This window comes from Nesterenkonia alkaliphila, from assembly GCF_009758175.1.
Classification (GTDB): domain Bacteria; phylum Actinomycetota; class Actinomycetes; order Actinomycetales; family Micrococcaceae; genus Nesterenkonia; species Nesterenkonia alkaliphila.
The window spans coordinates 1-17,127 of the sequence record NZ_WRPM01000097.1 but is presented as its reverse complement, the minus strand read 5'-3'; the positions used below and the strand labels follow the sequence as shown (position 1 = coordinate 17,127).

Here is a 17,127-nt window from a genome sequence, read left to right as displayed (position 1 = left end):
AGGTTCCTCACATGATGACCTGCACTGTCCCTGTGATTCTGTCATGCAGACCACGGCCGTCCGGGGATATCAGCGCCACTGGAATCACCGCCAGCAGCAGCACGGTGCGCAGCAGGGCGATATGCGGTCCCGGGATCGTGGCCGGGGCCGAATCGCGGAGCCGGACCACCTGGATGCGCGCCAGACGTTTGCCGATGCTCACCCCCAGCAGCCCCACCAGGGCCACCTGCATCAGCACAAAGAGGCCCAGGGTAACCCAAGGGTCATAGTTGAACCAGGTCAGGGAGATTAACGAGGCGATCCCCCAGTCAATGAACAGTGCCAGGATGCGCCGGCCCCACGGGGCCAACGCCCCGGGACCGGAGGCGGGCAGGCCCAGCTGCTGCCCCGGGTGGCCGGAGGAGTGGGCGTCGCGGTCATCGTCCTGTCGGCTCACGGGGATCAAGTCTATCCGTGTGCGAACTCCGTAACCTACTGGAAACAATTGCGTGACGGGTGAGAAACCCTGCGGTCTGTAGGGTAAGGAGGAGCGCCGGGGCCACAGGCTCTCGGCTTCCCTGTACAGTCACTCGACAAGGAGCACGGACAGCATGTTTTCAAGCCCGGAAGAAGTACTGAAGTTCATCGAGGAGGAGGACGTCAAGTTCGTCGACGTCCGCTTCACCGACCTGCCAGGCCTTCAGCACCACTTCAACGTCCCCGCCCACACTGTGGATCTCGACTTCTTCGAAGACGGCCAGCTGTTCGACGGGTCCTCCATCCGCGGGTTCCAGGGCATCCAGGAATCCGATATGCAGCTGATCCCGGATCCCTCCACTGCATTCGTGGACGAGTACCGCGTGGCCAAGACTCTGGTGATGACCTTCAGCATCATCAACCCGCGCACCGGGGAGCCCTACGGCCGCGACCCCCGCGGAGTGGCCCAGAAGGCTGAGGAGTACCTGGCCTCCTCCGGGATCGCCGATACCGCGTTCTTCGGCCCCGAGGCAGAGTTCTTCCTGTTCGACTCGGTGGCCTTCAAGTCCTCCCCCCAGGAGTCCTTCTACTCCATCGGCGCCAAAGAGGCTGTCTGGGGCAATGAGAACTCCGGTGAGTTCCCCGGCACCCCGGACGGCCATAAGCTGGCCCATAAGGGCGGCTACTACCCGGTGTCCCCGCAGGACAAGACCGCTGAGGTCCGCGATGAGATCGTGCTGGCCCTGGAGCGGGCGGGTCTGTCCGTGGAACGCTCCCACCATGAGGTGGCGGGCCCGGGCCAGCAGGAGATCAACTACAAGTTCAACACCCTGACCCTGGCCGCCGATGACATCCAGAAGTTCAAGTACGTGGTGAAGAACACTGCTGCCGCCTTCGGCCTGACCGCCACCTTCATGCCCAAGCCGATCTTCGAGGAGAACGGCTCCGGTATGCACGTGCACCAGTCGCTGTGGAACGGCGATGAGCCGCTGTTCTTCTCCGAGACCGGCTACGCCAACCTCTCGGACACCGCGCGCTGGTACATCGGCGGCATCCTGAAGCACGCTCACGCGCTGCTGGCCTTCACCAACCCCACGGTGAACTCCTACCGCCGCCTGGTGAAGGGCTATGAGGCTCCCGTCTCACTGGTCTACTCCCAGGGCAACCGCTCTGCGGCCGTCCGCATCCCGATCACCGGATCCAACCCCAAGGCCAAGCGCATCGAGTTCCGCGCCCCAGACGCCTCCGGCAACCCCTACCTGGCTTTCGCCGCCATGCTGATGGCCGGCCTGGACGGGATCAAGAACCGGATCGAGCCGCATGAGCCGGTGGACAAGGACCTCTACGAGCTGCCCGCTGAGGAGCTCAAGGACATTCCGCAGGCCCCGGGCTCCTTGGAAGAGGCCCTGGAGGCCCTGGAGGCTGACCATGAGTTCCTGCTCGAGGGCGGGGTGTTCACCGAGGAACTCCTGGAGGCTTGGGTGGACTACAAGCGCACTGAGGAGATCGAGCCGCTGGCCCTGCGGCCGAACCCCCACGAGTTCGAGCTGTACTTCTCGGTCTGATGTCCCGCTGACCTCACACAGAGAGAGAGGGGTCCTGTTCACCGGAACTGGTGGGCGGGACCCCTCTTTAGCTGATTAACGAGGGAATGATCACGACGACGCCGGGCTCACCCCAGAGGGCCGAGCAGGTAGTTGGCCAGGGTGCGGTGGGCGGACTCATCATCGGAGGGGTGGTGGATCCCGGCCAGAGCATCCCGGTAGAGGCGGGAGAGCTCCGAGGTGCGACGGTACTGGGCTCCCCCGCTCACCGCTAAGGCCGTCTCGAGCACTGCCCGGGCGGTGCGGGTGGCGGTGGTGCGCAGGGTCACCAGCCGGGGGAACCAGGAGGCCCCGTGCTCGGCTGCGGTCTCCACATCAGCAGCAATGCCGCTCAGCTGGGCGTCCAGGGCCAACTGGGCCAGTTGCGCCTCGGCAAGCTTGTACCGGATGTCCGGGTCCTGGTCCAGGGATTCCCCGGTGGTCAGCGCCGTTCTGGCAGCGGCATGCTCAGCGCCGAGCTCCAGGGCCCGGTCGCCGAGACCGGTGTAGACCGCGGCCAGCAGGGTCAGGAATGAGGAGAAGATCGCGAAGACCAGCGGATCCTGGTTAGGACCGGTGGGTAGCCGCCGGACGATGCGCCCGGCCGGAACTGTGGCGCCCTCAAGGATCGTGCTGTGGGAGTGTGTGGCCCGCATACCCAGCACATCCCAGTCCTCGGCGCTGCGCCAACCCTGAGCCTCCCGGGGCAGGAACCCGAAGATCAGCGGCTTCTCTGCCTCGGCACCGCTGGCCGCCGTGTCCTTGCCGAAGAGGCCCAGCCTGGTCCACACCGGGGACAGGGTGGTGAAGATCTTGATCCCGGTGAAGCTCACAGCCCCGTCCTCCAGAACCTGAGCCTCGGTGACGGAGTCGAAGAGGACTGCGTCGTTCCCCGGTTCCGAGATCCCGAAGGCGAAGATATGGCCCTGGGCCGTCTCGGTGAGCACCTGTTCGAACTCATCATGGCCCATTCGCACCATCTGCCGCGCCACCGAGACCCAGACATGGTGCATATTCACCGCCAGCGAGGTGGCCGGGGCATAGGCGGCCAAGAGCCGCTGGGCTGCCACCAACTGCGGAAGCTCCCAGCCCAGGCCGCCGAACTCGGTCGGCACCAGCGCTTTGAGGTAGCCGGCCTGCCGCAGATCCTCCAGGTCCTCGGCGCAGAACTCATTGCGTGCGTCATAACCCGGGGCACGGTCACGGATCCGGCCCAGCAGCTCAGGACTCAGGACATCTTCAATGCTCATCGCTTGGTCAACTCTCTCCTCTGAGGGGACTGCGGTCATAGCTTCCGAGTCTCATGGCACCCTGGCGGTCCACGCATCGGTGCCGAACTTCTCCTCGACCAGCTGCTCAGCCCGCTCCAACTCATGAGGGCGGATACTGGCCACTGCGGCCCCGTGCCGCTGCGCGAAGGTCTCTGCGAAAACCTCCATAAGCGCCTGCCGGGACAGACCGGTCTGGCTGCGCAGCGGGTCCACCCGCTTCACTGCGGAGGTGTGCCCCTTATCGGAAAGCTTCTCCCGGCCGATCCGCAGTACCTGGGTCATCCGCTCGGCATTGATGTCATAGCTCATAGTGACGTGATGCAGCATCCCGCCGTTGGCCAGCCGCTTCTGGGCGGCACCGCCGATCTTGCGGCCCTGCCCCTCCCCGGCTGCAGCGGAGACGATGTCATTCAGCGGCTTATAGGCTGCCTGCACGCCGACCCGTTCCAGAGCCTCCATCACCCAGGCGTCCAGAAACGGGTAGGAATCGGCAAAGCTCAGCCCGTCTACCAGGGACTGCGGGAAGCACAGCGAGTAGGTGATGCAGTTGCCGGCCTCCATGAACATGGCACCCCCGCCGGAGATGCGCCGCGCCACCACGGTATCCAGGGCTGAGGCGGCCTCGGAGTCCACCTCATTGGCCAGGGATTGGAAGGAACCGATCACCACTGCGCGCTCGGACCAGTCCCAGAGCCGCATCAGCGGGGGCCTGCGCCCGGCGCCGACCTCCTCGGTGAGCACCTGATCCAGGGCCACATTGAGCCGGATGGGCAGATTGACCGCCGGCAGCAGCTCCCACTGGTGATCCGTCCAGGTGGTGGCGTGTCCCAGCGCTCGGCGTACGGCGGTGGCCACCGCGTACTCGTCGAAGCCGATCATCTGCGCGCCCTCAGCCAGCCCCTCCCGGACCGCCTGGGCGATCTTCTCCCGGGAGGCGCTCAGGGGCAGTCCGGTCAATGAGGTGTTGAGACTCTCCAGAGCGTCGTCGGGCTCTAGGAAGAAATCACCGTTGACTGATGCCCGGGTGATGGTGGCAGCGTGACCTGCTGAGAGCTCCAGGTCCGCGACCACCAGCTTGCCGCCGGGGACCTTGTACTCGCCGTGGGCGGTGCTGTTCTCGCCGTGGGCGGTGCTGGAACTGTGGGCCATACCCTCCATCCTAGGAGGTCGGCCCGGTGCGGTGATTCCGCTGTCAGCTGAGGTCAGAGCGGATGATTCTGCCCGCCGAGCCCGGTTGTACCGGATATGACCTCCACTTCCTTACCTCCACTCTCCCTGCTGGACCTGGCCCGGGTGCGCGAGGGCGAATCCATTGCTGAGGGCATTGCCCGATCGCTGCGCCTGGCACAGACCGCCGACGGACTGGGCTATGAGCGGATATGGTTCGCTGAGCACCACAACATGCCCCATGTGGCCAGCTCCGCGACCAGTCTGCTGATCCAGCATATTGCCGCTGGAACCCGGAACGTCCGAGTCGGCGCCGGTGGGATCATGCTGCCCAATCACTCCCCGCTGGTGATCGCTGAGCAGTTCGGCACTCTGGAGACACTCTTCCCCGGGCGGATCGATCTGGGTCTGGGGCGGGCTCCGGGCACCGATGCTCCAACTATGCGGGCGCTGCGCCGGGACGGCAGCGGGCTGGATCAGGAACGGGCCGACCGGTTTCAGTCCGACATCATGGAGCTCTCCGGCTACCTCACCGGGCACAGCCGCATCCCGGGGGTCAACGCCTATCCCGGGTGGGGCACCAATGTTCCGCTCTACATCCTGGGCTCCTCCCTGTTCGGCGCCCAGCTGGCTGCCCGGCTGGGCCTGCCCTATGCTTTCGCCAGCCACTTCGCCCCGCAGATGCTCGAGCATGCTGCGCACACCTACCGGGAGAGCTTCAGCGCCGAAGGCTCCCTGCTGGGCCCGGGGGCGCAGCCGCATTTCATCGCCGCTGCCAATGTCATCGCCCATGACGACGCCGCCACCGCAGGTGAGCAGCGGCGCAAAGCGGAGAACGGGTGGATCCGGACCATGCTGGGCCGCAATAAGGAGCTCTCCGCTGAGGATGTGGAACTGCTGCGCGATCATCCGGCCGGCCAGCAGGTGCTCGGGATGCTCTCCAGGACTGTGGCCGGGGATCGGGCAGAAGTGGTCCGATGGTTGGAGAGCTTCGCCGAACAGGTGCAGGCCGATGAGCTGATACTGGTGAACCTCGCCCCGGATGAGGATGTCCAGCACCGCACTTTGGAGCTGCTGGCTCCGCAGGAGCAAGACGCCTGAAAAGGGCCCTGGCGCCGCATTGGGGACCTCCTCTGCTGGCGCCCGCGCCGCGGCCTGCAGGCTGAGGCAGCTACTGGCCCAGCAGCTTCTGACGCAGTTCGGGGCTGAGCCGGTGCGGCCGGCCGGTGTCCCTGTCCACCAGGACCAGGGTGGAGGCGGCAGTCACCCGCGGGGCGGCGTCGTCCTCGGAGGCGAACAGGGCGTAGTCGATCACGAAGCTGGCTCCGCCGACCTTCCCGATGTTCATCTTCACCAGAACCGGCTCATGCTGATACGGCAGCTGCTGGCGGTACTTCAGGGAAAAGTCGGCCACCAGGGCCCATACCTGCTGGTCCGGCTGCAGCGGTGGGAAGACACTGGGCTCGGCAGCATCCGGGGCGGTCCAGAAGGCTCTGGAGCGTGCCTCCTCCAGCAGCCGCAGCACAGCGACGTTATTGATATGGCCGTAGGCGTCCTGATCGCCCCAGCGCAGATGAATCGGAACTGTGGTCGAGAGCATGGGCTCCAGGATACTCAGCCCTGGTAGAAGTGCTGCTCGTAAACCTGCCTGGCGCGGCGGGTGGTGCGCAGGTAGTGCTCCTCGAAGGCGGCGGCCTGGCCGGGGGCGAAGCCGCACCAGCGGGAGACGGCCTCCAGATCGCGGCGAGAGCTTGGCAGCACATCGGAGGTCTTTCCGGACCAGATCATGATCCCAGAACGCACCTTAGTGCACAGCTGCCAGGCCGCGCTGAGCACCTCGGCGTCGCTGGAGCCCATCAGCCCAGCCTCCACCAGCCCATCAAGCACCTGCAGGGTTGCGGTCCCGCGCAGCACCGGATGTTCGGCTGCGTACTCCAGCTGCCGCAGCTGGACCAGCCACTCCACATCGGAGAGTCCGCCCCGGCCCAGCTTCACATGCCGTGAGGGATCTGCCCCACGGGGCAGGCGCTCAGACTCCACCCGGGCTTTGATCCGCCGGATCTCGCGCAGCTGGGCGCTGCTGGGCGGGGCACCGTAGCGGATGGAGTCCACCAGTTCCATGAAGTCCACGGCCAGCCAGTCGGAGCCGGCCACCGGCCGGGCACGCAGCAGAGCTTGGCGCTCCCAGACGTCCATCCACCGCCGGTAGTACTCCTCATAGGACTCCAGAGACCGGGACAGCGGGCCCTTCTTACCCTCTGGGCGAAGGTCCGCATCGATCTGCAGCGGGAGCTCGCCGCGCACCGCAGGCCGCACCGGTTTGGACAGCAGCTGGGTCAGCCGCAGCGCAAGCTTCTGTGCCTGGGCGTCAGCGGCGGCCTTCTGCGCCCCCGCCACGGGACGGTGCACGAACATAGCGTCCATATCCGAGCCGTAGCTGATCTCCCGGCCACCCTGGCGGCCCATGGCGATTACCAGGAGGCTCACCAACCGGCCCTCCTCGGCGAAGATCTCCTCCTCGGCCACTCGTAGGGCGCCCAGCGTAGCGACCCGGTCCACCTCTGCCAGGGCGGCACCAACCTGCTGCTGGCTGATCAGCCCGCAGGCATCGGCGGTCGCAATCCGCAGCTGCTCACGCTGGCGCATCAGACGGGCCAGCCGCACCGCGGTCTGAGATTCGCCCTCGTGGCGGTCCAGGGCGCTCTGCACCTCATTCCACAGCGCATCGAAGCCGCGGGGGGCCAGGGCCGCATCATCGCCTAGCCACTGGGCGGACTCCGGGCGGTGCTCCAGCATGTCGGAGACGAACCGGGAGCTGGTCAGCAGCTGGCAGAGCCGTTCAGCAGCCACCGAGGAGTCGCGCAGCATGGTCAGGTACCAGGGGCTGGTGCCCAGGGATTCGCTCAGCCGCCGGAAGGCCAGCAGCCCGTGGTCGGGGTCCACGCCCTCGGCGAACCAGCCCAGCATCATCGGCAGGATCCGCTTCTGCAGCGTGGCCTTTCGCGAGACCCCGGAGGTCAGCGCCTCGATATGGCGCAGTGCTCCCTTGGTGTCGCTGAAGCCCAGGGCAGCCAGCCGGTCGGCCACGGATTCCGGGGAGAGCCGGACCTCCTCCTCGGAGAGCACAGCAGTGGTGGAGAGCAGCGGGCGGTAGAAGATGGTCTCGTGGAAGGTGGCCACCTCACGGGCTACCTTCTGCCATTCCTTGGTCACCTCTTTCGGCCTGCGCCGGCGGGGCTGGCCGGGCGGACGCGCCGCATGGGCCAGCGCGCGCAGTGCGGCCTCCTTCTCAGGCATCAGATGGGTGCGCCGCATCTGGGCCATCTGGATCCGGTGCTCGTAGAGCCGCAGCTGCCGGTAACAGCGGCTCATCGCTTCCTGGTCCCGGCTGGAGACATACTCACCCTCGCCCAGTGCCTGGATCGCCGAGAGCGTATCGCGGACCCGCAGCTGCTCATCCACCCGGCCGTGCACCAGCTGCAGCAGCTGGACGGTGAACTCGATATCGCGCAGGCCGCCCCGCCCCAGCTTCAGCTCCCGGTCAGCGTGCCGGTGCGGAATGTTCTCAAAGACCCGCCGCCGCATGGCCTGGACATCCTGCACAAAGCCCTCCCGGGTGGCGGCCTGCCACACCAGGGGACCCATCTGCTCCATATATGCGGCACCCAGCTCCGGGCTGCCGGCGATCGGCCGGGCTTTCAGCAGCGCCTGGAACTCCCATCCGGCTGCCCAGCGCCGGTAATACTCCTGATGCGATTCCAGGGTGCGGGAGAGCGGCCCGTCCTTGCCCTCGGGCCGGAGATTGGCGTCCACCTCCCACAGGGCCGGCTCACCCTCGGCGGAGCCCAGCACTTTGGCGATGCCGCTGGCCAGGCTGATGGCCAGGTCCCGGGCCTCGGCGGCGTCGTACTCCTCCGGGGCCGAGTGCACGTAGATGACATCCACATCGGAGATGTAGTTCAGCTCCCGAGCTCCGCATTTGCCCATCCCGATTACGGCCAGCTCAATACGCTCGGACTCCGGCTTCCGTGCCGTGAGCTGGGCTCGGCTGACGGCCAGGGCGGCGTCGATGGCCGCGGCAGCCAGATCTGCCAACTGCCGGGCAGCCGCCGGCAGATAGGCCAGCGGATCATCGGCGGTGAGATCGCGCAGGGCAAGCTGGGTGATCTCACACCGGTAGGCGATGCGCAGCGCCCGGCCCGCCTCCTTGGCGGTGAAGTCCTCGCTGAGTGAGGCCGCCGGGTGCTTGGCCGCCGGATCGGCCCGCACTGCCCCCATCAGCATCTCGCGCAGCTGCTCAGCGGTGGGGTCTGCCTCAGGGACACCTTTGGCCTGGGACTCCAGGAGCAGATCAGCGCAGTCGGGGTGGCGAATCAGGAACTCACCCAGCGCCTGGGAGGCGCCCAGCAGCCGCAGCAGCGGTATGGCGCGGCGATACTCCTCGCAGGAGCGCGCCGCCGGTTCCTGAAACACCTCGCGGACCTGCGGTGCGCGCTCCAGCAGGCGGATCAGCAGCAGCAGCGCCTGATCGGGATCGGGGGCCTCCTGCAGGGCGGCGACCAACGCGCCGGGGTCCAGGCCCTCCAGCTCAGGGTCGGCCAGGAAGGCCTGGGCACGCTGAGTCTCCTGGAATCCAGCAGCAATCAGCTCACGGGCACTGGGCAGCTGATCAGGCACGCCTTAGACCATACCGAGGTACTTGGTGATCTCGAAGGGTGAGACGTTGACCCGGTACTCATCCCACTCCTGGCGCTTATTGCGCAGGAAGTTATCGAACACCTGCTCCCCCAGGATCCCGGCCACCAGCTCAGAGTCCTCCATCTGGCGCAGGGCCTCGTGCAGGGTGCCCGGCAGCGGGCGCAGGCCCAGTACCTTCCGCTCAGCGGTGCTCAGGCTCCAGACGTCCTCGGTGACCGGGTCGGCCAGCTCGTAGCCTTCCTTGATGCCTTTGAGTCCGGCGCCCAGCACCACCGCATAGGCCAGGTAGGGGTTGGCTGCGGAGTCGATACCGCGGAACTCCACCCGGGCTGAGCCGCCCTTGGTGGGCTTATACAGCGGCACCCGGATCAGCGCCGAGCGGTTGTTGTGGCCCCAGGAGATGTGGCTGGGGGCCTCTCCCCCGCCCCAGAGACGCTTATAGGAGTTCACGAACTGGTTGGTCACCGCGCTGAACTCCGGAGCGTGGGTCAGCACCCCGGCGATGAACTGCCGGCCGGTGGTGGAGAGGTTGAACTCGGCGTTGGGCGCGTAGAACGCGTTGGTATCGCCCTCGAAGAGGCTGAAGTGGGTGTGCATGGCCGAGCCGGGATGCTCGCTGAAGGGCTTGGGCATGAAGCTGGCATATTTGCCGTGGGCCAGCGCCACCTCTTTGACGATAGTGCGGAAGGTGAGGATATTGTCCGCGGTGGTTAGCGCATCGGCGTAGCGCAGATCGATCTCGTTCTGCCCCGGGCCCACCTCGTTATGGCTGAACTCCACCGAGATGCCCACAGCCTCCAGCATGTTCACCGTGTGCCGGCGCAGGTCCTGGGCCACCGAGCCGGTGATGTGGTCGAAGTACCCGGCGTTATCGGCAGGCACCGGCCGGCCGGCGGCGTCGAGCTCCTCCGAGGCCAGCAGGTAGAACTCGATCTCCGGGTGGGTGTAGCAGGTGAAGCCCATATCCCCGGCGGCGTCGAGCTGGCGGCGCAGTACATAGCGGGGGTCGCCCAGGGCTGATTCCTGGTCCGGGGTGAGGATGTCGCAGAACATCCGGGCAGTCGGCTCGTCCTCACCGCGCCAGGGCAGGATCTGGAAGCTGGAGGGATCGGGCTTGAGCAGCATGTCAGATTCGAAGACCCGGGAGAGCCCCTCGATCGATGACCCGTCGAACCCCAGGCCCTCGGCGAAGGCGCCCTCCACCTCTGCCGGGGCCAGCGCCACCGATTTCAGGGCACCGACCACATCAGAGAACCACAGCCGGACAAAACGGACGTCGCGCTCCTCAATGGTGCGCAGTACAAACTCCTGCTGACGGTCCATATGCGTCTTCCGCCTCCTGAAAATGGGTTAGGGGCCGGTGGTCCTCCGGCGCTGCCTACTCTACCCAACCGCACCTGTGCCGCGGAGTAGTCTTGAGGCTATGTCCAATGATGAACAGTCCGCCCCCTACGGCGGGGTGGCACAGAACAACGACGCCGCACTGGTACCGGCTGCCCGCAAGCCGGCTCGGATCCGCACGCACCACCTGCAGCGGTTCAAGCAGGAGGGGCAGCGGTTCGCGATGCTCACCGCCTATGACGCGATGATGGCGGAGGTTTTCGACGCAGCCGGCATTGAGGTGCTGCTGGTGGGCGACTCGGCGGCCAATGTGATGCAGGGCAGCGCCTCCACGCTGAGCATCACGGTGGATGAGCTGCTGGTCTACGCCAAATCTGTGGTCAATGGGGCCAAGCGGGCACTGGTGGTGGCTGATCTGCCCTTCGGCAGCTACCAGGTTTCTCCCGAGCAGGCCGTGCACACAGCTGTGCGGTTCATGAAGGAGGCCGGGGTCCATGCTGTGAAGATGGAGGCCCATGCCGGGTTGGCTGCACATGTCGAGGCTGTGGTGGATGCCGGGATCCCGGTGATGGCCCACGCTGGGTTCACCCCTCAGGCCGAGCATCAGCTGGGCGGGTTCCGGGTGCAGGGGCGCGGGGAGCATGCCCAGCAGGTGCTGGCTGATGCTGCCGCCTTGGAGGAGGCAGGGGCCTTCTGCCTGCTGGTGGAGATGATCCCCGCTGAGCTGGCCGCTGAGCTGGAGGCCTCGCTGCGGGTACCCACTATCGGGATCGGGGCCGGCAGCGCCACCACCGGTCAGGTACTGGTGTGGCAGGACATGCTGGGGCTGAACCAGCCGGCACAGCAGGGCGGCCGGCTGCCGCGGTTCGTCAAGCAGTACGCGGATCTGCGCGGCATCATCACCGAAGCGGTGCAGAGCTTCCAATCAGAGGTCCGGGAGGGGAAGTTCCCCGCCCAGGAGCACATGTTCTGAGCAGCGCCTCTCCCGGCGGCGGGCACGGGTCGCCTAGGGTCGGCAAGGCCTGGCCGGCCACAGGACCCGAAGTCGGGACTTGGCTGCGCCCGTGCCTCAGACCTGACTAATCGGCGTCCTCGTCGTCTTCCTCCCAGGCCCTATTGCGCTCCTCTACTTTCTCCAACGCGCGGGCGGCCTCAGCATAGGAGGGATACGGGCCCAGCAGGTGCCTCCAACTGGACCGGGCTCCCTGCTCCACCTCTCCTGTGGTCATGTTGTACCAGTAGTCGCTCACACTCCCAGACTACGCCCCTCGGGGGCTGACCGATAGGATTGCGGCCATGGCTTCAGCTCTTTCCCAGGCGCCGGTGGGCACCCTCACCCGGGGCACGGTCTCACCTCAGCGCCCGATTCCCGAGCACATTGACAGACCCAACTATGTGGGGCTGCCGGAACCCCCCAAATACACCGGCCCGGACAGCTTCGATGCGGAGACCGTGGCCAGGATCCGCCGGGCCGCCCGGCTGGCGGCAGATGCCATGGTGGCCACCGGCAGACTCGTCAAACCCGGTGTCACCACCGATGAGCTGGATGCCTTCGCGCACAACTACCTCATCGAACGCGGCGCATATCCCAGCTGCCTCAGCTACCGGGGCTTCCCCAAATCGATCTGCACCTCGATCAATGAGGTGGTCTGCCATGGCATCCCCGACTCCACAGTGCTCAAAGACGGCGACATCGTGAACCTGGACATCACCGCCTATCTGGACGGTGCCCACGGAGACCACAACGTCACTTTCATGGTGGGCGAGGTGGACGAGGAGTCCCGGCTTTTGGTGGAGCGGACCCAGGAGGCGATGATGCGCGGTATCCGCGCGGCCAAGCCGGGGCGGCCCATCAATGTGATCGGCCGCGCCATTGAGGTCTACGCCCGCCGCTTCGGCTATGGGACCGTCCATGAGTTCATCGGCCATGGGGTGGGCCCGGCGTTCCACACCGGGCTGGTGATTCCCCATTACGACGCCGCCCCGGAATACTCCCAGCCCATTGAGCCCGGCATGGTCTTCACTGTGGAGCCGATGCTCACCCTGGGCACCCGGCACTGGGATATGTGGGAGGACGGCTGGACCGCTGTCACCAGGGACCGGAAGCGCACCGCCCAGTTTGAGCACACTGTGCTGATCACCGATGAGGGTGCCGAAATCCTCACTCTGCCCACTGAAGGAGACTCATGACCAAGCCGGATCAGACTGCCCCTGCCGCTGAGGCGATCGGCCCAGCGAGTATGAGCCTGCCGGAGCTGCCCAAGCGAGCCATCGGCATCGATGTGGGCGGCACCGGAATCAAGGGCGGGATCGTCAACCTGCGCAAGGGCTCACTGAGCGGCAAGCGGGTCCGGATCCCCACTCCGAAGCCGGCGACTCCGCAGGCAGTGGCCGGGGTGATCGGCGAGATCCTCACCGAGCTGCTCTCCCGGGAGAAGGCCCCCGCCCTGGATGAGCTGGCGGTGGGCGTCACCGTGCCGGCGATAGTGATCAGCAACGAGGTGCTCACCGCACCCAATATTGATGATTCCTGGATCGGCTGCCGCACAACGGAACTGCTTAAGGACCTGCCTGGGCGCACCTTCACTCTCAATGATGCCGATGCTGCCGGACTTGCTGAAGCCCGCTTCGGTGCCGGGGCGCACCGTGACGGCACTGTGATGACGGTGACCCTGGGGACCGGAGTAGGGACCGCGATCATCCATGACGGTGTCCTGGTGCCCAATTCCGAGCTGGGCCATATTGAGTTCGAGGGCACAGTACCGGCCGAGCGGATCGTCTCCGCGGCAGCGCGGGAACGCCTGGAGATGCCCTGGGACGAGTACGGGGAGCTCCTGCGGAGGTACCTGAAGCACCTGGAGCGGATCCAACCGGTGAGCACCTTCATCATCGGCGGCGGAATCTCCAAGCGCAGTGAGGACTTCCTGCCCTTCGTCACCGGTCTGCGAGCCGAGGTGATGCCTGCACAGCTGACCAATAATGCCGGCATCGTTGGGGCCGGCCTCTACGCCGCTGAGCAGTCCAGACTCGCGGATTTCCGCAATTCGGAGCAGTAACCGCCTATTCCGGAGATCTTGCTCACATTTCCCGTGTAAACCCAGTGTTACAGGAATGTTTCCTGTGCGGCTCGGGTTGGACGTGTTGGTTCGCATAAGCAACTAGTCATACATGAGAAAGGATGTGCATACGTGAACGCACTGATGGCGAGAATCAACCCACGGTCCAAGGCACGCCGGTCCACTGGCACCTCGATCCCCAATAACCGGATTCTGCAGATGCTCAGCGCCTCAGAACGCCGGGATTTCGGCTTCGGTCCCCTGGATGCCCCCGCCCGGGACCTTAGAACCTTTGAAGGAATCGCCTACCGCCGCTGATACCCCAGGCACAGATCAGCGCCGAGCCGGACCCGCTGCGGGTACCTGCTCGGCGTTTTTTGTGTAAACTATCTCCTCGCGCCGTTCTGCGGCGCCTGCGTCGATAGCTCAGTTGGTTAGAGCACTGCGTTTACACCGCAGGTGTCGGGGGTTCGAGTCCCTCTCGACGCACCGATTCATTCGCCCTGCGCCGGTTTCAGATCGTCTACCGCGGGGCCCTCCAGCAGGGTCCCGTCGGGAGCAAAGCGGGAGGCGTGCAGGGGGCAGTCCCAGGAGCACTCCGCGTCGTTCCACTGCAGGATCCCGCCCATATGCGGGCAGACGGCTGAGACCTTCCGGGTGGTGCCGTCCACAGTGGATACTGCCACCGGCTTCCCACTGGAACGGCCGACGACGCCGCTTCCCTCCACAGGGGGCTCATCGGGCAGTGTGCTCAACTCGGCACCGGCCCAGTCCTTTGCCATATGCGCACCGATCTCTGCGTTGTCCTTCACCGAGGTCAGCGCGCCCTTGAGGGAGGGGCCACGTTCTGCCAGCTGCTGCGCCCAGGGCATCTGCCCGCCGAGAATCTCTGATGAGATGGCCAGGGCTGCGGCCACTGCGTTGGTCATCCCCCATTTGTTGTAGCCGGTAGCCAGGTAGATGTTCCCGCCCCCACGGGGAAGGCGGCCGAAGAACGGCACATAGCCTGCCGGCCGGTAGTCCTGGGCCGACCACCTGTGGGTACATTCAGCGCCGGGGAAGTGCTGCTGGGTCCAGTCCTGGATCTGGGCCACCGCCGCGGAGTGCGAATCGGCACGCCCCACCACATGTCCGTTTCCACCCACCAGCAGCAGCTCCTCCCCTGCGATCAGGACTGTCCGAGTGCTGCGGCTGGGTTCGTCCACGCTGAGATACATCCCCTGCGGCAGCACAGTGCCCTGCGGCAGCCGATACGCCATCGCATAGGAGCGGTGGCCCTTCAGCTTGGCGAAGTATCCACCCCGGTCCAGCACCGGGACTCCGGTGGCCAGAATCAGGTGCTCAGCCTGCAGCTCACCCTGGGTGGTCTTTACCTGCACCGGCGAACCGGAGTCCGCGTCTATCAGCCGGGCGCCCTCTACGATCTGCCCACCGCGGTCCACCAGCTCCTCGGCCAAGGCGTCAAGCACCTCCACGGGATGGATCTGTGCCTGGTCCTCCAGTGCCAATGCGGATTCCACCGGGTAGGGAAGCTCGGTGGAATCCTGGCGGTGCACGGGCAGTCCGGCGGCCACCGCGGCGTCGTACTCCGCGTTGAGCAGCTGGGCACCCTGGGGGGTATGCGCCACCGTGTAGGCGGTGCGCCGCTGATAGCTGATACCCCGCTCGTCGAGATACCGCAGGAGCCAGGCCTGCGCCTCACGGTTGCCCTCCACATAGGCCTGCAGTAGTTCCTGGGACCGGTGGGCGCGGATGCTGGAGAGTTGGGTGCCCTGGAGCAGGGAGACCTTGGCTGTGGTGTTACCGGTGGCTGCCGCTGCGATATGCCGGGCTTCGAGGAGCACTACGCTGAGGCCTGCCCGCGCCAGCAGCACTGCGGTGGTGAGTCCGGTCAGGCCGGCTCCTACCACTGCGGCCTGGTAGCTCTGCCCCACGGGGAAGGGCTGGGTCTCTGCTGTGACGGTGTGGGTATCGAGCCACAGGGATCTCATCCGATGTCCTCCTGCTCGGGTGCAACGGGGTCTCATCCTGGTGACGGAGCCTGAACACCAGCCTGAAGTTTCCCTGAAAACTGCTGGTCAGAGCCAGGGGCTGCGGGTCCGTTGGCATGAAACTGATCGGGGTGATGTAGAATGGAACTTCGGCCCTGACAGGCCGCGCGTCGTAGGAACGTTCTTCAGCTCAGGCTAGGTTTATCTGGCCGGTGCTTCTTGCAGTGATTCTCGCGGCGAACCGAGTGCACCGTCCGGTGCTTTCGCCACAGCCAGTCCCCTGGCGCGCAGAACTCTGCCGCTCCTTGATGTCTGGCGCATTCTGAAAGGCATTCGCCATCTCTGATACACCCATGACTTTTGTTGACCTCGGTGTGCCCGCGCCTCTGGTGCGTTCTCTGGCCGCCGAGGGCAAGTTCCAGGCATTCCCCATCCAGCAGCAGACTCTGCCGGATACCCTCACAGGCCGCGATGTGCTCGGCCGCGGCAAGACTGGCTCCGGCAAGACACTGGCCTTCTCCCTTCCGCTGGTGGCCCGGTTGGCCCAGAACCACGCCCGCACTGCATCGCGCCGGCCGCGCGGCCTGGTGCTGGCTCCCACCCGTGAACTGGCGACCCAGATCAATGCGGTGTTGGAGCCGCTGGCCGAATCCGTGGGTCTGACCACCACCACTATCTTCGGCGGCGTGAGCCAGAAGCACCAGGTGGCTGCGCTGCGCAAGGGCGTGGACATCGTAGTGGCCTGCCCCGGCCGGCTAGAGGACCTGATGAGCCAGGGCGAGGTGAGCCTGGAGGATGTGCGGATCACAGTGCTGGATGAGGCAGATCATATGGCTGACCTGGGCTTCCTGCCCGGGGTCACCCGGATCCTGGCCAAGACTCCGCAGGATGGTCAGCGGATGTTCTTCTCCGCCACGCTGGACAACGGGGTGGACAAGCTGGTCAAGCGGTTCCTGCACAATGAGCTGCTGCATTCGGTGGATGAGCCCACCTCCCATGTCTCGGCGATGACCCATCACATCTTTGAGGTCTCCGCAGATGACAAGAAGCCGCTGGTACAGGCGCTGGCCTCCGGCACCGGTAAGCGGATTCTGTTCACCCGCACCAAGCACCAGGCCAAGAAGCTGGCCAAGCAGCTGACCTCAGCGGGCACCCCTGCGGTGGACCTGCACGGCAACCTGTCTCAGAACGCCCGCGACCGCAACCTCGCCGCCTTCAGCGGGGACGGGGTGCGGGTGCTGGTGGCCACTGATGTGGCCGCCCGCGGGGTGCATGTGGACAACGTGGAGCTGGTGGTGCATGTGGATCCGCCGGCCGAGCACAAGGCATATCTGCACCGTTCGGGCCGCACCGCACGGGCCGGTTCCAGCGGCGATGTGGTCACCGTGATGCTGCCCGAGCAGCGCCGCGACACCCAGGCCCTGCTGCGCAAGGCCGCCATCAAGGCCCAGCCGATGACGGTCACCAGTGACTCCCCCGCAGTGCTGGACCTGGTGGGCGAGCAGGCGCCATATGTGAAGCCCGCTGCACCGGTTCAGCAGCAGCAGCAGCCTGCCCGCTCCGG

15 protein-coding genes and 1 tRNA gene are annotated in these 17,127 nt (G+C 66.0%); 8 read left to right on the top strand and 8 right to left on the bottom strand.

Features of this window, described 5'->3' with window-relative positions; translation table 11 throughout:
- Positions 1-7 precede the first annotated feature (7 nt).
- On the bottom strand, positions 8-436 hold the full coding sequence (locus GNZ21_RS13280) for an RDD family protein (RefSeq protein ID WP_229659376.1): 429 nt from the start codon (positions 434-436) through the stop codon (positions 8-10).
- 154 nt (positions 437-590) lie between these two features.
- On the opposite strand from GNZ21_RS13280, the gene glnA (GNZ21_RS13275) reads away from it, so the two are divergent.
- Positions 591-2,021: a type I glutamate--ammonia ligase gene (gene glnA, locus GNZ21_RS13275; protein WP_157325136.1), complete on the top strand. Its 1,431-nt coding sequence runs from the start codon at positions 591-593 to the stop codon at positions 2,019-2,021.
- 107 nt (positions 2,022-2,128) lie between these two features.
- On the opposite strand, the gene GNZ21_RS13270 is transcribed toward glnA (GNZ21_RS13275), so the two are convergent.
- On the bottom strand, positions 2,129-3,328 hold the full coding sequence (locus GNZ21_RS13270; protein WP_308805446.1) for an acyl-CoA dehydrogenase family protein: 1,200 nt from the start codon (positions 3,326-3,328) through the stop codon (positions 2,129-2,131).
- Between the two features lie 12 nt (positions 3,329-3,340).
- On the bottom strand, positions 3,341-4,459 hold the full coding sequence (locus tag GNZ21_RS13265; protein ID WP_157325134.1) for a lipoate--protein ligase family protein: 1,119 nt from the start codon (positions 4,457-4,459) through the stop codon (positions 3,341-3,343).
- Positions 4,460-4,555: 96 nt separating this feature from the next.
- Here GNZ21_RS13265 and GNZ21_RS13260 point away from each other — a divergent pair, with 96 nt between their 5' ends.
- The gene (locus GNZ21_RS13260; protein WP_157325132.1) at positions 4,556-5,578 is read left to right on the top strand and encodes an LLM class flavin-dependent oxidoreductase; all 1,023 of its coding nucleotides are present in this window, start codon (positions 4,556-4,558) and stop codon (positions 5,576-5,578) included.
- 70 nt (positions 5,579-5,648) lie between these two features.
- Here the strand turns inward: GNZ21_RS13260 and GNZ21_RS13255 are convergent, their stop codons facing one another.
- The 3 genes from GNZ21_RS13255 to glnA (GNZ21_RS13245) are packed head-to-tail and all read right to left on the bottom strand — an operon-like array spanning position 5,649 to position 10,498.
- Positions 5,649-6,077: an acyl-CoA thioesterase gene (locus GNZ21_RS13255; RefSeq protein WP_157325129.1), complete on the bottom strand. Its 429-nt coding sequence runs from the start codon at positions 6,075-6,077 to the stop codon at positions 5,649-5,651.
- A gap of 14 nt (positions 6,078-6,091) precedes the next feature.
- Positions 6,092-9,154, bottom strand: a complete 3,063-nt coding sequence (locus tag GNZ21_RS13250) for a bifunctional [glutamine synthetase] adenylyltransferase/[glutamine synthetase]-adenylyl-L-tyrosine phosphorylase (RefSeq protein ID WP_373868375.1) — start codon at positions 9,152-9,154, stop codon at positions 6,092-6,094.
- Between the two features lie 3 nt (positions 9,155-9,157).
- A complete protein-coding gene (glnA, locus tag GNZ21_RS13245) occupies positions 9,158-10,498 on the bottom strand; it encodes a type I glutamate--ammonia ligase (RefSeq protein WP_157325127.1) in 1,341 nt (446 codons plus the stop codon).
- 100 nt (positions 10,499-10,598) lie between these two features.
- Between glnA (GNZ21_RS13245) and panB the strand changes: the two genes are divergently transcribed.
- A complete protein-coding gene (panB, locus tag GNZ21_RS13240) occupies positions 10,599-11,489 on the top strand; it encodes a 3-methyl-2-oxobutanoate hydroxymethyltransferase (protein ID WP_157325125.1) in 891 nt (296 codons plus the stop codon).
- A gap of 106 nt (positions 11,490-11,595) precedes the next feature.
- On the opposite strand, the gene GNZ21_RS13235 is transcribed toward panB, so the two are convergent.
- A complete protein-coding gene (locus GNZ21_RS13235; protein ID WP_188503454.1) occupies positions 11,596-11,766 on the bottom strand; it encodes an SPOR domain-containing protein in 171 nt (56 codons plus the stop codon).
- Positions 11,767-11,812: 46 nt separating this feature from the next.
- On the opposite strand from GNZ21_RS13235, the gene map reads away from it, so the two are divergent.
- From map to GNZ21_RS13215, 4 genes are all read left to right on the top strand, one after another.
- Positions 11,813-12,706: a type I methionyl aminopeptidase gene (gene map / locus GNZ21_RS13230; RefSeq protein ID WP_157325123.1), complete on the top strand. Its 894-nt coding sequence runs from the start codon at positions 11,813-11,815 to the stop codon at positions 12,704-12,706.
- Positions 12,707-12,756: 50 nt separating this feature from the next.
- Positions 12,757-13,572 carry a polyphosphate--glucose phosphotransferase gene (gene ppgK, locus GNZ21_RS13225; protein WP_157325266.1) on the top strand — a complete coding sequence of 272 codons (816 nt, stop codon included), beginning with the start codon at positions 12,757-12,759 and terminating at the stop codon, positions 13,570-13,572.
- A gap of 132 nt (positions 13,573-13,704) precedes the next feature.
- The gene (locus GNZ21_RS13220) at positions 13,705-13,890 is read left to right on the top strand and encodes a hypothetical protein (protein ID WP_157325121.1); all 186 of its coding nucleotides are present in this window, start codon (positions 13,705-13,707) and stop codon (positions 13,888-13,890) included.
- Between the two features lie 97 nt (positions 13,891-13,987).
- Positions 13,988-14,061: transfer RNA gene (locus tag GNZ21_RS13215), tRNA-Val, on the top strand.
- 5 nt (positions 14,062-14,066) lie between these two features.
- On the opposite strand, the gene GNZ21_RS13210 is transcribed toward GNZ21_RS13215, so the two are convergent.
- On the bottom strand, positions 14,067-15,563 hold the full coding sequence (locus GNZ21_RS13210) for an FAD-dependent oxidoreductase (RefSeq protein ID WP_157325119.1): 1,497 nt from the start codon (positions 15,561-15,563) through the stop codon (positions 14,067-14,069).
- Positions 15,564-15,916: 353 nt separating this feature from the next.
- Between GNZ21_RS13210 and GNZ21_RS13205 the strand changes: the two genes are divergently transcribed.
- Positions 15,917-17,127: DEAD/DEAH box helicase (locus GNZ21_RS13205; RefSeq protein WP_157325117.1), on the top strand; the 1,211-nt coding region annotated here is incomplete at its 3' end.